This is a genomic window from Micromonospora sp. NPDC047620 (assembly GCF_043205005.1).
Classification (GTDB): Bacteria; Actinomycetota; Actinomycetes; order Mycobacteriales; family Micromonosporaceae; genus Micromonospora.
The window spans coordinates 256,388-273,141 of the sequence record NZ_JBIDDG010000006.1 but is presented as its reverse complement, the minus strand read 5'-3'; the positions used below and the strand labels follow the sequence as shown (position 1 = coordinate 273,141).

Here is a 16,754-nt window from a genome sequence, read left to right as displayed (position 1 = left end):
AGTCTAGGCCGTCGATCATGGCCGGAGCCGGGGTGGTGCGGCGGAGGCGGCGCGGGCGGGGAATTCGGTTGAGCCGGCCGAGACCGCCCGGTGGGATGGGCCGGTGACGCTCTTCCTGAGCACCGACCGGCTGGTGCTGCGCGAGTTCACCCCCGACGACGCGGAACTCATCGTCGAGCTGGACGGCGACCCCGCGGTGATGCGATACCTCACCGGCGGGCGCCCCACCCCGCCGGAGGTGGTCCGGGAGCGCACCCTGCCCCGGATCCTCGCCCACTACCGGCGGCCGCCGGGGCTGGGCTGGTGGGCGGCCCTTGGCCGGGGGTCGGGCGAGTTCCTGGGCTGGTTCGAGTTCCGCCCGACGCGCGACGGCGACGCCCGCGAGGTGGAGCTGGGCTACCGCCTGCGCCGGGCGGCCTGGGGCGGCGGCCTCGCCACCGAGGGCTGCCGGGCGCTGGTCGACAAGGGCTTCACCGAGCTGGGCGTGGAACGGGTCACCGCGAACACGATGACCGTCAACGCGGCCTCCCGCCGGGTGATGGAGAAGTCCGGGCTGCGCTTCGTGCGCACGTACGTCGGGAACTGGCCGGAGATGATCGACGGGGCGGAGCACGGCGAGGTCGAGTACGCGCTGACCCGGCAGGAGTGGCTGGCGCCCGGCCCGGACCAGCCCGCCGCGAGCCTCGGCTCGCCCGGCCCACTCCGCGCCCGTCACCAGGCCTGAGGGGACGAGGCGAGCGCTTCTCCGCGTGGTAGGAGCACCGCGAGGGTGACCGGGCGGCGAAGCGGACCCCGCGCCAGGGCATGATCGAACGTGGCCGGTTGTGCCAGACGGAACGGGGGTGCGCGGTGCGGGTCGTGTCGCTGGTGCCGTCGCTGACCGAGGCGGTGGCGCTGACCCTGCCCCACCTGCTGGTCGGGGCCACCGACTGGTGCGCCCACCCGGCGGGGCTGGACGTGGCGCGGGTTGGCGGCAGCAAGTACCCCGACCTGGACCGGGTGCTCGCGCTACGACCGGACGTCGTGCTGCTCAACGTCGAGGAGAACCGCCGCGTCGACGCCGAAGCCCTGGCCGCGGCCGGCGTGCCGGTGCGGGTCACCTACCCGCGGACCGTCGACGAGGCGCTGACCGAGCTGGGCGACCTGCTCCGCGAGCTGGGCGCGCCGGCGGAGCCGGAGTGGCTGGTGGCGGCGCGCCGGGCGTGGGCCGCCCCGCCGGCGGTCGGGCCGCCCCGCCGGTCGGTGGTGCCGGTCTGGCGTCGCCCGTGGGTGGTGCTGGGCGCCGACACGTTCGCCGGGGACGTGCTGCGCCGACTCGGCGTCACCAACCTGTACGCCGACGACGCCGAACGTTATCCGCGACCGAGCCTCGACGAGCTGCGCGCCCGGGAGCCGGAGCTGGTGGTGCTGCCGGACGAGCCGTACCGGTTCACCGCCGACGACGGGCCGGAGGCGTTTCCGGGCGTCCCGTGCGCGCTGCTCTCCGGACGGCACCTGACCTGGTACGGCCCGTCGCTGGCCGAGGCGCCCGCCCTGCTGTCCGCCCAGCTCGCCGACCCGGTCGTCCGGCCGGGCTGACCACCGTGGCCCCGCCGCCCGGCGGTCGACGCGCTGGTCGGGTCAGGCGCCCGCGTGCCGGCGTCGCTCCCGACGAGCAGCGAGCACGCTCCAGCCGATCGCGACCGACAGGGTCAGCACCACCACCGCGAGGGTGAGCCAGACCGGCAGCTTTCCCACCGGCGTCTCGGCCAGGATCAGCTTCGCCCCGGCGAAGGCCAGCAGCACGGCCAGCCCGTACCGCAGGTAGCCGAAGTGCCGCAGCAGCCCGGCCAGGCAGAAGTAGAGGCTGCGCAGCCCGAGCACGGCGAACGCCGTCGCCGTCCAGACCAGGAACGTGTCGGTGGTGATGGCCAGGATCGCCGCCACCGAGTCGATCGCGAAGACCACGTCGGTGGCCTCGATCGCGATCAGCGCGACCAGCAGCAGGGTGGCCCGGCGCCGGCCGTCGACCCGGACGGTGAACCGGCCGCCGTGGTAGCGCGGCTCGGTGGGGACCAGCCGCCGGAACAACCGGACCGCGACGTTGCGGTCCGGCTCGACGTCCGGCTCGCCGCGCACCGCCAGCCGCCACCCGGTCCAGACCAGGAAGACACCGAGCGCGACCCCGGCCCAGGTCAGCCGCTCCAGCAGCGCGGCACCGGCGAAGATGAAGGCCAGCCGGAACGCGAGCGCCCCGACGACTCCCCAGAAGAGCACCTTGTGCTGGTAACCGGCGGGCACCCGGAAGTAGCCGAACAGCAGCGCGAAGACGAAGACGTTGTCGACCGAGAGCGCCTTCTCCAGCAGGTAGCCGGAGTAGTACGCCACTGCCGGCTCGCCGCCCCGCCAGAGCCAGACCACCAGGCCGAAGGCGAGCCCGGCGGTGATCCAGACGCCGCTCCACGCCAGCGCCTCGCGCAGCTCGATCACGTGGTTGTCGCGGTGGGAGAGCATGTCCACGGCCAGCATGGCGGCGATGACCGCCCCCACCGCCGCCCAGGCCCACAGCGGCGCCGCGAACGTCGCCTCGTCCACCCGGCGCCCTCCGCATCCACGACGGGACAGGCGGCTCCGCTTTCGGCACGCGCCGCATGCCCGGCGGCTCCGCTCCCGGCACGCGCCGCATACTCGGCGGCTCCGGCGCGGGCGCGGTCCCCACGGCGCGGGGCTCGGCGGCGGAGCCACACCGCGCCCGCCCCCGAGCCTAGGCTAGCCGCCCACCGGCCGACGGCCGTCCGAGCAAGTCGGCGGACGCCGGCCAGGCCCGGTCGCCGCTGCCCGCCGCTCCCGGGCCTCAGGTGCCGGCTGCCGTCGGCCGGAGGGGTGCGCGGGCCGGGCGGGCGGCACGCCGACGGGCCCCGCCCGGACGGCGGGGCCCGGGCGTCGCCGGTCAGGCCACCGGGGTGGCCCGGCCCGCGTCCCGCTCGACGAGCGTGCGGTCGTCGACGTCGTACGCGATGGTGCTGGTCACCCGGACCACGCCGCTGACCTGCCCGGCCAGCCGCCCCGCCAGCTCGGCCGCGCTGCGCCGGTCCAGCCGGCCGTCGAGCGTCACCTCACCGTCGCGCACCTGGACGGTGACCAGGCCGTCCCGCACCGCGAGCACCCGGCGCAGCACCTCCTGCACCACGTCCTCGCGGATCTCCGCGTCCTTACGCAGGTGCACCCGCAGCAGGTCGCCCCGGGTGACGATGCCGACGAGCCGGCCCAGATCGTCGAGCACCGGCAGCCGCTTCACCGACTCCCGGTCCATTTGCCGCGCGGCGGCGGAGATGGTCGCCTCCGGCCAGGTGGTCACCGGCGGCGCGGTCATCAGTTCGCGGGCCAGCAGTGCGTCGGCCTTCTCCCGGGCGCTGCGGCGCCGCCGCCCCTCGAAGATCCGCCGCTCGTCCGGGTGCCCGGCCCGCTCCACCTTGTGCAGCAGATCCGACTCGGACACCACGCCGAGCACCCGGCGGAACCCGTCCACCACGGGCACGCCGCTGATGCCCCGCCGGACCAGCGCGTCGACGATCTCGCGGTAGGGGGTCTCCTCCCCCACCGTCGCGACGTCCCGCGTCATCACGTCGCCCACCTGCCACGTCCTCATCACGACCTCCCTGCCGTTGGCACCTGCGACGGTATGGCCGCGACCGCCCGCCGGGGCAGGGTCGCGAGACCGGGTCGGCACGGCCGGGTGGACCGGTGTGGAAGGGGCCCAAGGTCCCGGTCCGACGGGGCCCGGTCGGCCCTGCCCGGCGGGCATCGGCGGGTGTCCAATGAAGATGCCACCGGGAAGCGCGGTGGGAGGCACACGAAGGGACGTGGAGACAATGACCACGACCGCACGGATCACCACCGGGACCATCGCCCCTGCGACACAGACCCGGCACCCCGCCGAGACCACCCGGGAGCGTGCCACCCGGTACGTCTTCGCCGGCATCCGGATCGCCCTCGGCTGGACCTTCCTCTGGGCGTTCCTGGACAAGGTCTTCGGCCTGGGGCACGCCACCGAGGCGAAGAACGCCTGGCTCAACGGCGGCAGCCCCACCAAGGGCTTCCTGACCTTCGGCGCGGCCGGCCCCTTCAAGGGCATCTACAACGGCATCGCCGGGGCCGCCTGGGCGGACGTGCTCTTCATGACCGGCCTGGCCGCGATCGGCGTGGCGCTGCTGCTCGGCATCGGGATGCGCGTCGCCGCCGTCGCCGGCGTAGTGCTCTACGTGATGATGTGGACGGTCGTCCTGCCCCCCGAGAACAACCCCTTCATCGACGACCACCTGCTCAACGCGGCCCTGCTGGTCGGTCTCGCGCTGGTCAACGCCGGTGCCACCCTGGGCCTGGGCGCGGCCTGGGCGAAGCTCCCCCTCGTCCGGCGGCTCCCCTGGCTCCGCTGACCTGGTCCGGCACCTCACCCAGCGGGCGTCACCACCGGTGACGCCCGCTGGTCCGTGCGTACGCCCAAGCCGTCGCGCCTGGCCGGACCCGGCTTTCCCGCCCGGCGGCGCCGAGGGCTCGCGCATCGCCGACACGTCGACGAACGCGGGCCGCTCCCGGGACCGCCGCGCGCCGGCCGGTCGCCATCCGGCAGGATGGTGACCGGGACATCAGGACCGAAACGGCAGGAGACTCCCGTATGAACCAGGCAGCAGGCGCCCGCTCCGGCAAGCCCGAGGTGGGCCCGATCGAGGGCGCGCCGCCCGCCGATCTCGTCATCGAGGACATCACCGTCGGCGAGGGACCGGAGGCCCAGCCGGGGCAGCTGGCCGACGTCCACTACGTGGGGGTCGCGCACTCCACCGGCCGCGAGTTCGACTCCTCCTGGAACCGGGGCGAGACGTTCGAGTTCGGGCTCGGTGCCGGGCAGGTCATCGCCGGCTGGGACCGGGGCGTGGTGGGCATGCGGGTCGGCGGCCGGCGCCGGCTGACCATCCCGCCGCACCTGGGCTACGGCAACCGGGGCGCGGGTGGCGTCATCAAGCCGGGCGAGACCCTGGTCTTCGTCGTCGACCTGGTCGGCGTGCGCTGAGCCGTTGAGCACGGGCCCGGGGCCGACCCGCCCACGCGCGGTCGGTCCCGGGCCGCACACGCACCCGATCGGCCGGTCCGGCCCCACACGCACCCGATCGGTCGGGGGTGGTCAGCAGGCCACGAGCTCCCGGTCGGCGCACGCGTCGACGATCGGGATGACCCGGTGCAGGCCGGTGGCCCGCAACACCCGCGCGACCACCGGGTCGGGGTGCAGCAGCACCAGCTCGCCGCCCCGGGCGCGGATGCGCAGGTGCGCGGCGACCAGCGCCCGCACCCCGGCGGCGGAGAGCACGCGGACGCCCGAGAGATCCAGCCGGAGCACCGGCCGGGCGGGGGCCGCCCAGAGCGCGGAGCGGAACGCGGCGACCGTGGCGATGTCGACCTCGCCGATCGCCCGCACGTCCACCACGTAATCGTCCACGCTGACCTCGACGTGGAACCTGTCCTCACGCTGCCCCATGCCGACGAATCTAGCCCCCACCACCGACATTTCCGCCCTGCCCAGGGACGGGATCCGGGTCCACCCAGGGTCACCCCCGAGGGCCTCCCTGATCCTCCTCAGGGAGGAGAACCGCACCGCCGCGGTGATCTCCAACCCACCCGCGCCGCCGCCCGGAGTCGAGAGCCGGCGGGTGCCACGCCGTGCCCCGCCGGCCCGGCAGGTCGGGGACCGGCCCCGCCTGGCGGCGGACCGGTCCCCGGTGTGCGTACGGCCGGGTCAGCCGCCGCGGACGGACGGCGCCGGCACCGGCGAGCCCCCGGCCACGGCGCCCGGGTGCGGGGCCTGCGACGGGGCCGGCCGGAGCCCGGCCGGCACGGGCAGCGCGCTGCCCTTGACGAACTCGTCCCAGCCGACGTTCCACGCGGTCCAGCCGTTGCCCTCGTTCAACCCGACCTCGGTGCCCTTGATGGTGACCAGGTCGCCGACCTGCGTGACGCCCATCAGCCAGTCCGCGGCCTCGTTCGAGACGTTGGTGCAGCCGTGCGAGACGTTGGTGTTGCCCTGGTCCCCCACCGACCACGGCGCCGCGTGGATGAACTCACCGCCCCAGGTGAGGCGCTGGGCGTCCTCGACGTCGACCACGTAGGGGTCGGCCGAACCCCGGGTGTCGAACGTCGTCTGCTCGTGCTTCTCCATGATCACCATCTTGCCGCTGGAGGTCGGCGTGCTCGGCTTGCCCATGCTGACCGGGATCTTGCGGACGACCTTGCCGTCGCGCACCACGGACATCTGCTTGGTCGCGTTGTCGATCTCCAGAGCCACCTGTCGGCCGATCTTGGAAGTGGCGGTCCGGTCGGAGTCGCCGACCCGGTCCTTGCCGATCGGCAGGCCCTCCAGCCCGGCCCGGACGCTGATCGTGGTGCCCGGGCGCCAGAAATCGGGGGCCCGGTAATAGACCTGGCTGCCGTCGGACACCCACGACCAAGCGCCCGGCTGCGGCGGGTCGGTCTTCACGAACAATCGGCGCTGCACGTCCGCCCTGGCCTCTTTCGGAATGGGCGGGTCGAAGGCGACGGTCACCGGCATGGCGGTGCCGTACGTCCGGTTGCCGGCGAAATACAACGTGCTGGTGATTTCCGGCTTCGACGATTTCGGCATCGTGGTGAAGGTGGTCTTCCGGGTGGTGGTCTTCCCCGAGTCGCCCGTGGCGGTCACCTCCGCGGTGTAGGTGCGCCGCGGCTGCAACGGCCGGCTCGGCACCCAGCCCGAGCCGTCTTCCCGGGGCTCCGCCTTGATCTGCGCGCCCTTGTCGTCGGTGATCCGGACCGACGTGACCCGTCCACCCTTGACGACGGTCCCCACCTCGGCGCTGACCGGTACCTCGCGGGCGCGGTCGGCGGGCGTCACGGCCAACTCCGGGGCAGCCGCCCGGCCCTCGGCCGGCCCGGCACCCGGTTTGCGGTCGGCGGTGCACCCGCCGAGGGCCAACGGCGTGGCCGCGATGGTCACGGCCAGAACCGTCAGTCGCCGCCTCAACTTCATGATGCGTCCCCCCGTTAATTGGCGTCCTCCGCCACATTCTCTCCATACCGCCCGGATGGGCGCGCAATTTTCGGCGAAAAGAGAAAAGCAATTATGGGGCGCATTTTGCCGGACTGCGCGGAATGAGTCCGGGCGCCCCCGTTTCCGGGTCCGTCCGGGATCGCCCGGACCCGCACCGCCGGAGCCCGGCCATGCCGCCGCGTCCCGGTTGCGCCGCCCCGCGCCGTTCCCACCCGACCCACCCCCGGTGCCCCGCCCCGGCCTCGTGCCGGTGGCGACGGCAACCGCCGGGCGGACCTGGGCCACCCGCGTGGCGCCGGCTCAGGTCCAGTCGTCGTCGCCGTGGTTGCGTTCCCACCGGCCGCCGACCGGCGGGGTGTCCATGCGGATGGCGGAGTCGGCGTTGCCGGCGAGGTCGTTGTCCTCCACCCGGCAGTCCACGCAACTGCCCTCGTCGGTGATCCAGAGGCCGTGGTTCTGGGTGCTCGGGTGCTTGTTGTCCCAGATCCGGTTGCCCCGGATGGTGGCCGAGTCGGCCGCCGCGTTGATCGTGATGCCGGCCCGCACCGGCGGGCCGGCCGGCAGCTCGTACGGCGTTCCCGGCAGCGGCGTGCCCCCGCTCCACCCGCTGGAGGCGTCGGGACGGATCGGCGCGAGCGTCAGCTCGGTGTCGTCGTTGGCGGCCACCATGGCGATCCCGTCGCCGACGCGCACCACCTTGCCCCGGTGACCGTCGTTCGGCCAGGTCGCCCGCCGGTCCACCACCTTCCGCTCGCTGTAGCGCACCGAGTCGCCGTGCCCGCTCATCGCCGGCGCACACTGCCGCCCGTTGTTGCGGATCCGATTGCCGACCAGGATCATGTCGCGGAGCGGCCGGTCGATGCGGATGGCGTCGGCGCTGTTGCCGTAGAAGTCGTTGCTCTCGATGACGATCTCCTCGGCGATCTGCTCCTCCACGCCGCCGAGGTTGCGCTGGTGGTAGCCGTACCGGCCGTTGCCGCTGATCCGGTTGCCGCGGATCGTGTAGGGGCCCGGGGTGTTGCCGATGCTGACCCCGTCGCCCAGGTTGCCGTCGATCACGCAGTCGGTGAGCAGGCCACCCCGCCCGGCGGTGTGCGTGGTGCCCTTCGCCGAGACGTGGAAGCCCGCCTCCAGGTTGCCGGTCATCGTGCAGGCGGAGACGATCAGGCCGTTCGCGCCCCAGTCGGAGATGCCGAACCGGTTGCCCTGGGCGTGGCAGCCGATGATCCGCACCCCGCGGGGGCGCAGGTGACTCGCCTCCTGCAACTCCAGGAAGATCCCGTTGGTCGCGTTGGCCACCGCGCTGCAGTTGACGATGTTGAACCGTTCGACGCTGCCCCAGCCGCCGACGCCGATGCCGATGCCCGCGCCGCCCATCTCGGTGCCGTTGTCCAGTCGCCCGCAGCCGACCACCAGCACCCCGTCGATCAGGCAGTCCTGGAGGAAGTCGCAGCCGAGGCCGGTGGCGGCGGTGTGGTGGATGTACAGGTTGCGGAACATGCCCCGGACGACGTACTGCAGGCCGAGCCCCTTGGCCAGCGGGTTGTAGTCCGCCGACGCCACGCCCGAACCGTCGATCTCGAAGTCGGCGAAGGTGCAGTCGGCCAGGTGCCGCTCCCGGCCGGCCCCGTGCTGCTGCGCGGTGTGGAAGGCCAGCGGCGCGGGATCGGCCCGGTTGCCGGCGTTGCTGAGCACGAAGCGGGTTGCCCCCGGGCCGGCCCCGGTCAGCGACACCCCGGAACGCCAGACGGTGCCCGAGTCCCGCATCGAGTACACCCCGGGCGGGCAGTAGATGATCCGCACCCGGCCGTCGGCGGCGTACGCGTCGCCGAGGCGGTCCACCAACCCCGCCAGGGCCGGCTGGTCGTTGGTCTCGCCGTCGCCCACCAGGCCGTGCTCCCGGGCGTCACAGAGCAGCGGGGCACCGGCGACCGCGTAGCGGCGCACGCCGCCGGCGGAGGGCATGTCCGGGTACGCCACCTCGTCCTCCCCTCGGCGGGACAGCCAGGCCCGCATTCCCGGACCGCATTCGGGGAAACGCCGGCCGCGACGGCAACGGCCCCGGCGCCGCCGGGAGGCGGAACCGGGGCCGTCGCGGCGGGTCAGACGTTGGCGATCAGCAGCGCCGGCTGCTCGACGCAGTCGGCGACGTGCCGCAGGAAACCGCCCGCCACCCCGCCGTCGCAGACCCGGTGGTCGAAGGTCAGGCTGAGCTGGGTCACCTTCCGCACCGCGAGCTGCCCGTCCACCACCCACGGCTTGTCCACGATCCGCCCCACCCCGAGCAGCGCCGCCTCGGGGTGGTTGATGATCGGCGTGGAGCCGTCGACGCCGAAGACGCCGTAGTTGTTCAGCGTGAACGTGCCGCCGGTCAGCCGCGCCGGGGGCAGCGTGCCGGCCCGGGCGGCCGTGGTGGTCGCGGTCAGCTCGGCGGCCAGCTCGGCGGTGGTGAGCCGCTGGGCGTCCCGCAGCACCGGCACGACCAGCCCCCGGTCGGTCTGGGCGGCGATGCCCAGGTGCACTCCGGCGGACTGGACGATCCGCTCGCCCTCGGTGTCGACGCGGGCGTTGAGCTGCGGGTATTTGCGCAGCCCGGACAGGCAGATCCGGACGAGCAGGGCCAGGATGCTCACCGGCGCGTCCGGGGTCGCCGCGTTGATCGCGGCCCGGGTCTCCAGCAGTCCGGTGGCGTCGACGTCGACCCAGATGGTCACCTCGGGGATCTCCCGCCGGCTGCGGGAGAGCTTGTCGGCGATCGCCTTGCGGATGCCGGTCAGCGGGACCACCACGTCCGCCGCGTCCGGCGTGGCCGGCCCGGCAGGCTGGTCCGGCACCGCGGCGAGCCGGGCGGCCGGCGAGGCGGCCTCGGCCACGGCGGCCTCCACGTCGGCGCGGCGCACCACCCCGCCGGGGCCGGTGCCGCGCAGCGCGGCCAGGTCGAGGCCGTGCTCGCGGGCCAGCCGGCGCACGATCGGCGAGATGACCAGGGGCGCCGCCTCGTGCGGGCGGTCCGCCGCCACCGCCGGGGCGGCGGGCGCCGCCAAGGGCTCGGCCGGGCGGGGGTCGGAGGCGACCGCGAGGCGGGGCCGGCGACGCCGCCGCCCCGAGCCGCCGTGGCCGGTGCCGTACCCGATCAGGACGTTGCCGGAGCCGGCGCGCTCCTCCTCGCGGTAGGTGGCGTGCCCGGCGGGCTCGTCGCCCGCCCCGCCGTCGCCGTCCACCGGCGCGATGGTGACCAGCGGCTGGCCGACAGGGCGGACCTCACCCGCCGCGCCGTGCAGCGCGACGACCCGCCCGGCGTACGGGCAGGGCACGTCGACGACGGCCTTGGCGGTCTCCACCTCGACGACGGTCTGGTCCACCGTGACCACGTCGCCCACGGCGACCCGCCACTCGACGATCTCGGCCTCGCTCAGCCCCTCCCCGAGGTCGGGCAGGAGGAAGACCTGCGCCCCGTCCACGGCGGTCACGCCGCGCTCCCCCGGGTCAGCCAGCGCCCGTCCGGCTGGTCGTCCCACTGGAGCCGGGCCACCGTGTCGAGGATCCGGTCCACCGACGGCAGGTGGGTGTGCTCCAGCATCGGCGCCGGGTACGGGATGTCCAGGCCGGACACCCGCAGCACCGGGGCGTGCAGGGCGTGGAAGCAGCGTTCCTGCACCCGGGCGGCGATCTCGGCGCCGACCCCGGCGAAGCCCTGCGCCTCCTGGATCACCACGCACCGGCCGGTGCGGCGGACCGAGGCGGTGACGGTCTCGTCGTCGAACGGCACGATGCTGCGCACGTCCACCACCTCCAGGTCCCAGCCCTCCTCGCGGGCGGCCTCGGCGGCCTCCAGCGCGACCGGCACCGCCGGCCCGTACGCGACAAGGGTGGCGTCGCGGCCCGGGCGGCGCACGACCGCGCGGCCGATCGGCGGGGCGGTCGCGGGTAGCTCCGCGTCGGCGCTGGAGAAGTAGAGCTTCTTCGGCTCCATGAACACGACCGGGTCGGGGTCGTCGATCGCCTGGCGCAGCAGCGAGTACGCGTCCTCGACCGTCGCCGGGGTGACCACCTTCAGGCCGGGGGTGTGGGCGTAGTACGCCTCGGACGAGTCGCAGTGGTGCTCGACCCCGCCGATGCCGCCGGCGTAGGGCACCCGGATGACGATCGGCACGCTGAGCGCGCCGCGGGTGCGGTTGCGCAGCTTCGCCACGTGCGAGGCGATCTGCTCGAACGCCGGGTACGCGAACGCGTCGAACTGCATCTCGACCACCGGGCGCAGCCCGGACATGGCCAGCCCGACGGCGAAGCCGACGATGCCGGCCTCGGCGAGCGGGGTGTCGAAGCAGCGCTTGTCGCCGAACCGGGCCTGGAGGCCGTCGGTGATCCGGAAGACGCCGCCGAGCGCCCCGACGTCCTCGCCGAAGACGACCACCCGGTCGTCGTCGAGCATCGCGTCGGCGAGCGCGGCGTTGAGCGCCTTCGCCATGGTCAGGGTGGCCATCAGCGCTGACCCTCCTCGTCCTGGGCGGCGGCCAGTTCGGCGCGGACCTGCTCGCGCTGCTCGACCAACTGCGGGGTGGGCTCGGCGTAGACGTGGTCGAAGAGGCTCATCGGGTCGACCGTCGGCTGCGCGTTCATCCGGGTGCGCAGGTCGGCCGCGTACGCCTCGGCCTCCTCGGCGATCGCGGCGACGCGCGCGTCGTCGAGCACGTCCCGCGCCCGCAGGTACGTCTCCAGGCGGGCGACCGGGTCCCGGTCCCGCCAGGCGTCGACCTCGGCGCCGTCGCGGTAGCGGGTGGCGTCGTCGGCGTTGGTGTGCGGCTCCATCCGGTAGGTGTGCGCCTCGACGAGGAACGGGCCCAAGCCTGCGCGGGCGTGCGCGACCGCGCGGGTGAGCACCGCGAGGACGGCCACCGGATCGTTTCCGTCGACCTGCTCGCTGGGCACGCCGTAGCCGACGCCCTTGTACGCCAGCGACGGGGCGGCGGTCTGCCGGGACAGCGGGACGCTGATGGCGTACTTGTTGTTCTGCACGAAGTAGACGACCGGCGCCTTGAACACGGCGGCGAAGTTCACGCCCTCGTGGAAGTCGCCCTCGCTGGTGGCCCCGTCGCCGATGAAGGCCAGCGCGACGGTGTCCCGCCCCTGGTACGCCTTGCCGTAGGCCAGCCCGGCGGCGTGCACGCACTGGGTCGCCAGCGGGGTGCACTGCGGCGCGGTGTGCCGGGCTGCGGGGTCGTACCCGCAGTGCCAGTCGCCGCGCAGCAGGGTCAGCACCTCGACCGGGTCGATGCCCCGGGAGACCAGCGCCATGGACTCCCGGTAGGTCGGGAAGACCCAGTCGTCGTCGCGCAGGGCGAGGATCGCGCCGACCTGGCAGGCCTCCTGGCCGCGCGAGGACGGGTAGACCGCCAGCCGGCCCTGCTTGGTCAGGGCGGTGGCCTGGATGTCGAAGCGGCGGCCGATGACCATCCGCCGGTACATGTCGGCGAGCGCCTCGACGGGCGGCTCTGGGTAGTCGGCGTGGGCGGGCAGCGGCGTGCCGGCGGGATCGAGCAGGCGGACCGGCTCGGTGGCCGGCAGCAGTGGCTTGGCCGGGTCGGGCGGGGTGGCCTTCCGGCGGCTGCGCGGGGATGCCCTGCGGACCGCCTCGGGTGTGGTCGTCACGGCGGGACCTCCTGGGACGTGTGGTGGGCCTATGCTCCTGCCGTCGGATGATTGACTCAAGATCCATGACAAACGCGGGACGGATGGCATGCGGGAGACATCGAGATGAGCCAGGAGTCCGGGCCGAGCACGGAGTCGGCCGCCGGAACGGGACGTTCGGCCCGCCCCCTCGACGAGGTCGACCGGCGGATCCTCGACGAACTGGTCCGCGACGGCCGCACCTCCGTGCGCACCCTCGCCGAGCGGATCCACATCTCCCGCACCAACGCGTACGCGCGGGTGGAGCGGCTGCTGCGCGACGGGGTGATCACCGGTTTCCGGGCCCAGGTCGCGCCCGAGGCGGCGGGGCTGGGCACCTCGGCGTACGTCGCGCTCAAGATCGAGCAGAACACCTGGCGGGAGGTGTCGGCGGAGTTGGCCCGGGTGCGCTACATCGAGCACGCCGCGCTGCTCGGCGGCGACCACGACGTGCTGGCCCTGGTCCGGGCGCCGGACAACGCCACGCTGCGGGACGTGGTGCTGGGCCGGGTGCAGAGCATCGCCGGGGTGCTGTCCACCCGCACCTGGCTGGTCTTCGACGAGTTCGACGGCGACCGCAGCCCGTGGGAGTGAGCCGCGCCGGGATGGCCGGGCAGGCGCACCGCTCCGGCGGCCCGCCGGCCCGGCCCGCGGCGGCCGGCGGGCTCGGCACTCCGGGCGCGGTCCACCGTGGCCGGCAGGCTCAGCGCTCCGGCGGGGCCTCCAGCCCCTCCCGGTCGGCCAACTCCAGCAGCGGTTCGAGCGAGAAGCGCCGGTCGTCGAGTCCCGCGTGCGGGTCGCCGCGCTCGGCGAACCGGGCCGGCATCGTGGTGACGTCGAAGTCCTCCGGCCGCGCGTCGTCCAGCTCCGACCAGTCCAGGGGCGCGGAGACCAGCGCCTGCGGGATGGGGCGGATGGAGTACGCCGAGGCCATCGTGTGGTCCCGGGACATCTGGTTGTAGTCGACGAAGACCGGGCGGTCCCGCTGGTCCCGCCACCAGGTGGTGGTGACCAGCTCCGGGAGCCGGCGCTGCATCTCCCGGCCCAGCGCCAGCACCGCCCGCCGGCACTCGCCGAAGCTCCACCGGGGCTCGATCGACAGGTAGACGTGCAGGCCCCGCCCGCCGGTGGTCTTCGGATAGCCCGTCAGCCCCAGCTCGTCGAGGAACGCGCGCACCTCGTGGGCCACCGGCACCACCTGGTCGAAGCCCACCCCCGGCATCGGGTCGAGGTCGATCCGGAGCTGGTCGGGCCGCTCGACGTCGGCGGCGGAGACCGGCCACGGGTGGAACCGCAGCGTGCCGAGGTTCGCCGCCCAGATCACCACGGCCAGCTCGCTCGGCGCGACCTCGTCGGCCGTGCGCCCGCTCGGGAAGGTGATGTGGGCGGTGCGCACCCACTCGGGCGCTCCCGCCGGGAGCCGCTTCTGGTAGAAGGCGTCGCCCCGGTTGTCCTGCCGGGTGCCGATCTTCGCCCCCGGGAAGACGCCGCGCGGCCACCGCTCCAACATGGTCGGCCGGTCCCGCAGGGCGCGCAGGACGCCGTCGCCGACGGCCAGGAAATACCGCACCACGTCCAGCTTGGTCAGCCCCAACTCCGGGAAGTACGGCTTGTCGGGGCTGGAGACGCGGACCAGCCGCTCCCCCACCTTGATCTCCTCGGCCGGCGTCGCCACGCCTGACACCGTAACCCGGTTGGCCGGTCGGCACGGCCCGTCGCGGCCCCGCCGCGCCCCGGGCCGTTCGGCGGGCGCGGCGTCGCGCGGCCCCCGTGCCCCGACTGCGGGTTCGCGCGGCCCGCGCGGCCCGACTGCGGGCTCGCGCGGCCTCACCGGCACTCGGCGGTCGTGAGCAGCCGGATCTGGGCGTCCACCCAGGCCCCGACCACGCCGGCACCCGGGTCGGGGCCGAGCGCTCCGGCGAGCGCGCCGAGGCGGTCCGCGCCGCCGTCGAGGCCGACCGCGGCCAACGCGGTGGCCGCCGCACGCAACCGGTCGGGGAAACTGCTCGGCAAATGCCGCAGGCCGGTGTGGGCCGCCTCGGCGAGCAGCCCGAGGCCGTCGCGCAGCGCCGCGCCCACCCGGTCCGGCGCCGGGGCCAGGCCGCCGGCCAGGGCACCGTCGCCGGCCCCGGGCGCCAGATCCGGCACGAGCACCGTGACGTCGGCGACCACCGCCAGCGGCTCCACGACCAGCCCGCCGACGGTACGCCGGACCGTGCCGCTGACGAAGCGCGGCGGGCCGTGCGCGCCGGCCAGCGCGGCGGCGAGGCTGTCCAGTGCCCCCGGGCAGACCGGCCGGTGCACGGCGGAGACGGTGGCCACCGCTCCCGTCGGGTCGGTCACCTCCGCGTCGAGGCGCTGCTCGCCCGGGGCATACCGGACCGACCGCACCTCGCCGACGCGGACGAGCCGCACCGCCTCCGCGTCGACCCTGGGCCGGATCAGCCGGGGCGGCAGGTCGGCGAGGGACTCGGCCAGGGCGGACAGGTCGTCGACCAGCAGACCGGCCGGCATCCGCTCCCAGGCCCCCGCGCCGGGCGTGACGGTGGTCCGGGCGATCCGGGCGGTGGCGAAGCGGATCCGGCGACTGGCACTGCGTACCGCCGACTCCGTGACCACGTTGCCGGTGGCGAGCACGCCGAGCGTGCTGCCGGCCACCCGGCGGCCGGCCAACTGGTGCCCGGTCGCCGGGGCGTCGTCGGTCGCCGGCCACTCCCGGCGCAGCACCAGCACCCCGCCCGTCTCCGGCTCGGCGAGGAAGACCTCGACGATCCGCTCGCCGCCGAGTTCGCGCACCCGGGCGCCGACGCCGGTGAGCCGGATCCGGCGCAGCGGCGCCTCGGCCGGCTCCTCGGTGCCCAGCACCCGGGCGGCCGGGCTGGCCCCGCCGTTGCGCACCGCCCGCCGACGGGCGTGCAGCTCGGCGACCACCTCGGCGAGCAGCGCCGGCCGGTAGCGGGCCGACCGGTCGGCGTACGCGTCGAGCTGCGCGGCGAGCTCGTCGAAGGCGAGCAGCGGCCAGCGCAGCCCGGCGGCGTCCAGGTCGCGGCGCGCCGCGGCGAGGGCGGCGACCGGGCCGGCGCCGAGGTGCGCCGCCCCGGCGAGCAGCACCTCCCCGGCCAGCTCCACGGCACGGTCCAGGGCGGGCCGGTCCAGCACGGCGGAACCGCCGCCCACCTGCACCTGCACGTCGCGCCCGGCGGGCCGCTCCCGGTCGGCGACCCGGCAGGCCCAGACCGCCAGCGCGACCGCCTCGCCCTGGCCCACGGCGGCGTCGGTCTGCGCGTAGCCGAGCTGATGGGGCACGAGGAAGCGCACCGTGCGGGAGGGCAGCTCGACCTGAGGGATCGGGTCCCGCGCCGTGGGCCGGCGCACCCGGGCCGGGTAACCGCGCCGGAACAGCCGGCGGGCGGCGGCCACCGCGACGGCCCCGACGGCCTCCTCCACCTCCTCGTCGGTGAACGCGCCCGGCGACCAGTCCACCCACCCAGCCCCGGCACCCCGCCCCACCCCCACCGCCCGGCCCCCGCCCTCGACACGGCGATCTTGCACTTTCGGCCCGCCGCACGGGTGGATTGTCGGCTTTGCCTGGGCAGCAAGTGCAAGGTCGCGTGGCGGTGCGGGTGGCGCGGTGGGGAGGGCGTCGGGGGTGGGGGCGGGGAGGGGGTCGGGGTCGGGGGTGGGGTGGCGCTGGTAGGCCAGGACCAGGACCAGCAGGTGGCGGCAGACGCCGGGCGCCCCGCAGGAGCAGGTGCCCGCGGTGAGCCCACCGGCCTGGGGCAGCGTGCTGCGCGTACCGTCCGGATGGTCGGCCACGACGGTGCCGTCCGGCCCGATGTCCAGGGTGGGCAGGTCACCGCCGTCGACGGCTTTGGCGGCCCGCTTGACCAGGCCCCGGTTGGTCAGGGTGGCCAGCACCTCCGGCGTGAGCGCCAGCAGGTCGGCACGGTTCAACGCTCCTCCTTCGTCCGATCGGGCCGGCCGGGCACCGGCGCCGGAGAGCGCCGCATCATCTCCCCACGTCGGGCGGCCG

Annotated in this window: 15 protein-coding genes; 5 read left to right on the top strand and 10 right to left on the bottom strand. The window is 75.0% G+C overall.

The window, feature by feature from the left end:
- Positions 1 to 103 precede the first annotated feature (103 nt).
- Complete coding sequence (locus tag ACGF5C_RS09855) at positions 104 to 724, top strand: GNAT family N-acetyltransferase (protein WP_393299011.1); 621 nt, start codon at positions 104 to 106, stop codon at positions 722 to 724.
- 125 nt (positions 725 to 849) lie between these two features.
- The gene (locus ACGF5C_RS09850) at positions 850 to 1,578 is read left to right on the top strand and encodes a helical backbone metal receptor (protein WP_393299008.1); all 729 of its coding nucleotides are present in this window, start codon (positions 850 to 852) and stop codon (positions 1,576 to 1,578) included.
- A gap of 42 nt (positions 1,579 to 1,620) precedes the next feature.
- On the opposite strand, the gene ACGF5C_RS09845 is transcribed toward ACGF5C_RS09850, so the two are convergent.
- Both ACGF5C_RS09845 and ACGF5C_RS09840 read right to left on the bottom strand, forming a co-directional pair.
- Positions 1,621 to 2,574, bottom strand: a complete 954-nt coding sequence (locus ACGF5C_RS09845) for a TerC family protein (protein ID WP_393299005.1) — start codon at positions 2,572 to 2,574, stop codon at positions 1,621 to 1,623.
- Between the two features lie 355 nt (positions 2,575 to 2,929).
- Complete coding sequence (locus ACGF5C_RS09840) at positions 2,930 to 3,628, bottom strand: CBS domain-containing protein (protein ID WP_393299002.1); 699 nt, start codon at positions 3,626 to 3,628, stop codon at positions 2,930 to 2,932.
- Positions 3,629 to 3,842: 214 nt separating this feature from the next.
- On the opposite strand from ACGF5C_RS09840, the gene ACGF5C_RS09835 reads away from it, so the two are divergent.
- Together ACGF5C_RS09835 and ACGF5C_RS09830 are read left to right on the top strand one after the other, a co-directional pair.
- Entirely contained in the window at positions 3,843 to 4,415 is a 573-nt protein-coding gene (locus ACGF5C_RS09835) for a hypothetical protein (RefSeq protein ID WP_393298999.1), read from the top strand.
- Positions 4,416 to 4,654: 239 nt separating this feature from the next.
- Positions 4,655 to 5,047 carry an FKBP-type peptidyl-prolyl cis-trans isomerase gene (locus ACGF5C_RS09830; RefSeq protein ID WP_357699385.1) on the top strand — a complete coding sequence of 131 codons (393 nt, stop codon included), beginning with the start codon at positions 4,655 to 4,657 and terminating at the stop codon, positions 5,045 to 5,047.
- A 111-nt stretch (positions 5,048 to 5,158) separates the two neighbouring features.
- Here the strand turns inward: ACGF5C_RS09830 and ACGF5C_RS09825 are convergent, their stop codons facing one another.
- The 6 genes from ACGF5C_RS09825 to pdhA form a co-directional block, all read right to left on the bottom strand.
- On the bottom strand, positions 5,159 to 5,509 hold the full coding sequence (locus ACGF5C_RS09825; protein WP_393266173.1) for an STAS domain-containing protein: 351 nt from the start codon (positions 5,507 to 5,509) through the stop codon (positions 5,159 to 5,161).
- Between the two features lie 258 nt (positions 5,510 to 5,767).
- Positions 5,768 to 7,033, bottom strand: a complete 1,266-nt coding sequence (locus ACGF5C_RS09820; protein WP_393298996.1) for an Ig-like domain-containing protein — start codon at positions 7,031 to 7,033, stop codon at positions 5,768 to 5,770.
- Positions 7,034 to 7,354: 321 nt separating this feature from the next.
- On the bottom strand, positions 7,355 to 9,019 hold the full coding sequence (locus ACGF5C_RS09815) for a right-handed parallel beta-helix repeat-containing protein (RefSeq protein ID WP_393299170.1): 1,665 nt from the start codon (positions 9,017 to 9,019) through the stop codon (positions 7,355 to 7,357).
- A 137-nt stretch (positions 9,020 to 9,156) separates the two neighbouring features.
- Positions 9,157 to 10,524, bottom strand: coding sequence for a dihydrolipoamide acetyltransferase family protein (locus tag ACGF5C_RS09810; RefSeq protein WP_393298993.1), 1,368 nt, complete (start codon positions 10,522 to 10,524; stop codon positions 9,157 to 9,159).
- The gene (locus ACGF5C_RS09805; RefSeq protein ID WP_393298990.1) at positions 10,521 to 11,537 is read right to left on the bottom strand and encodes an alpha-ketoacid dehydrogenase subunit beta; all 1,017 of its coding nucleotides are present in this window, start codon (positions 11,535 to 11,537) and stop codon (positions 10,521 to 10,523) included. Before ACGF5C_RS09805 ends, ACGF5C_RS09810 begins: the two co-directional genes overlap by 4 nt.
- Positions 11,537 to 12,703, bottom strand: coding sequence for a pyruvate dehydrogenase (acetyl-transferring) E1 component subunit alpha (gene pdhA, locus ACGF5C_RS09800; RefSeq protein ID WP_393298987.1), 1,167 nt, complete (start codon positions 12,701 to 12,703; stop codon positions 11,537 to 11,539). Before pdhA ends, ACGF5C_RS09805 begins: the two co-directional genes overlap by 1 nt.
- Positions 12,704 to 12,808: 105 nt before the next feature.
- On the opposite strand from pdhA, the gene ACGF5C_RS09795 reads away from it, so the two are divergent.
- Complete coding sequence (locus tag ACGF5C_RS09795) at positions 12,809 to 13,315, top strand: Lrp/AsnC family transcriptional regulator (protein WP_393298984.1); 507 nt, start codon at positions 12,809 to 12,811, stop codon at positions 13,313 to 13,315.
- 109 nt (positions 13,316 to 13,424) lie between these two features.
- On the opposite strand, the gene ACGF5C_RS09790 is transcribed toward ACGF5C_RS09795, so the two are convergent.
- Together ACGF5C_RS09790 and ACGF5C_RS09785 are read right to left on the bottom strand one after the other, a co-directional pair.
- Positions 13,425 to 14,396, bottom strand: coding sequence for a DNA polymerase domain-containing protein (locus ACGF5C_RS09790; RefSeq protein WP_393298981.1), 972 nt, complete (start codon positions 14,394 to 14,396; stop codon positions 13,425 to 13,427).
- A 152-nt stretch (positions 14,397 to 14,548) separates the two neighbouring features.
- Positions 14,549 to 16,675: a hypothetical protein gene (locus ACGF5C_RS09785; RefSeq protein WP_393298979.1), complete on the bottom strand. Its 2,127-nt coding sequence runs from the start codon at positions 16,673 to 16,675 to the stop codon at positions 14,549 to 14,551.
- Between the last annotated feature and the right edge of the window lie 79 nt (positions 16,676 to 16,754).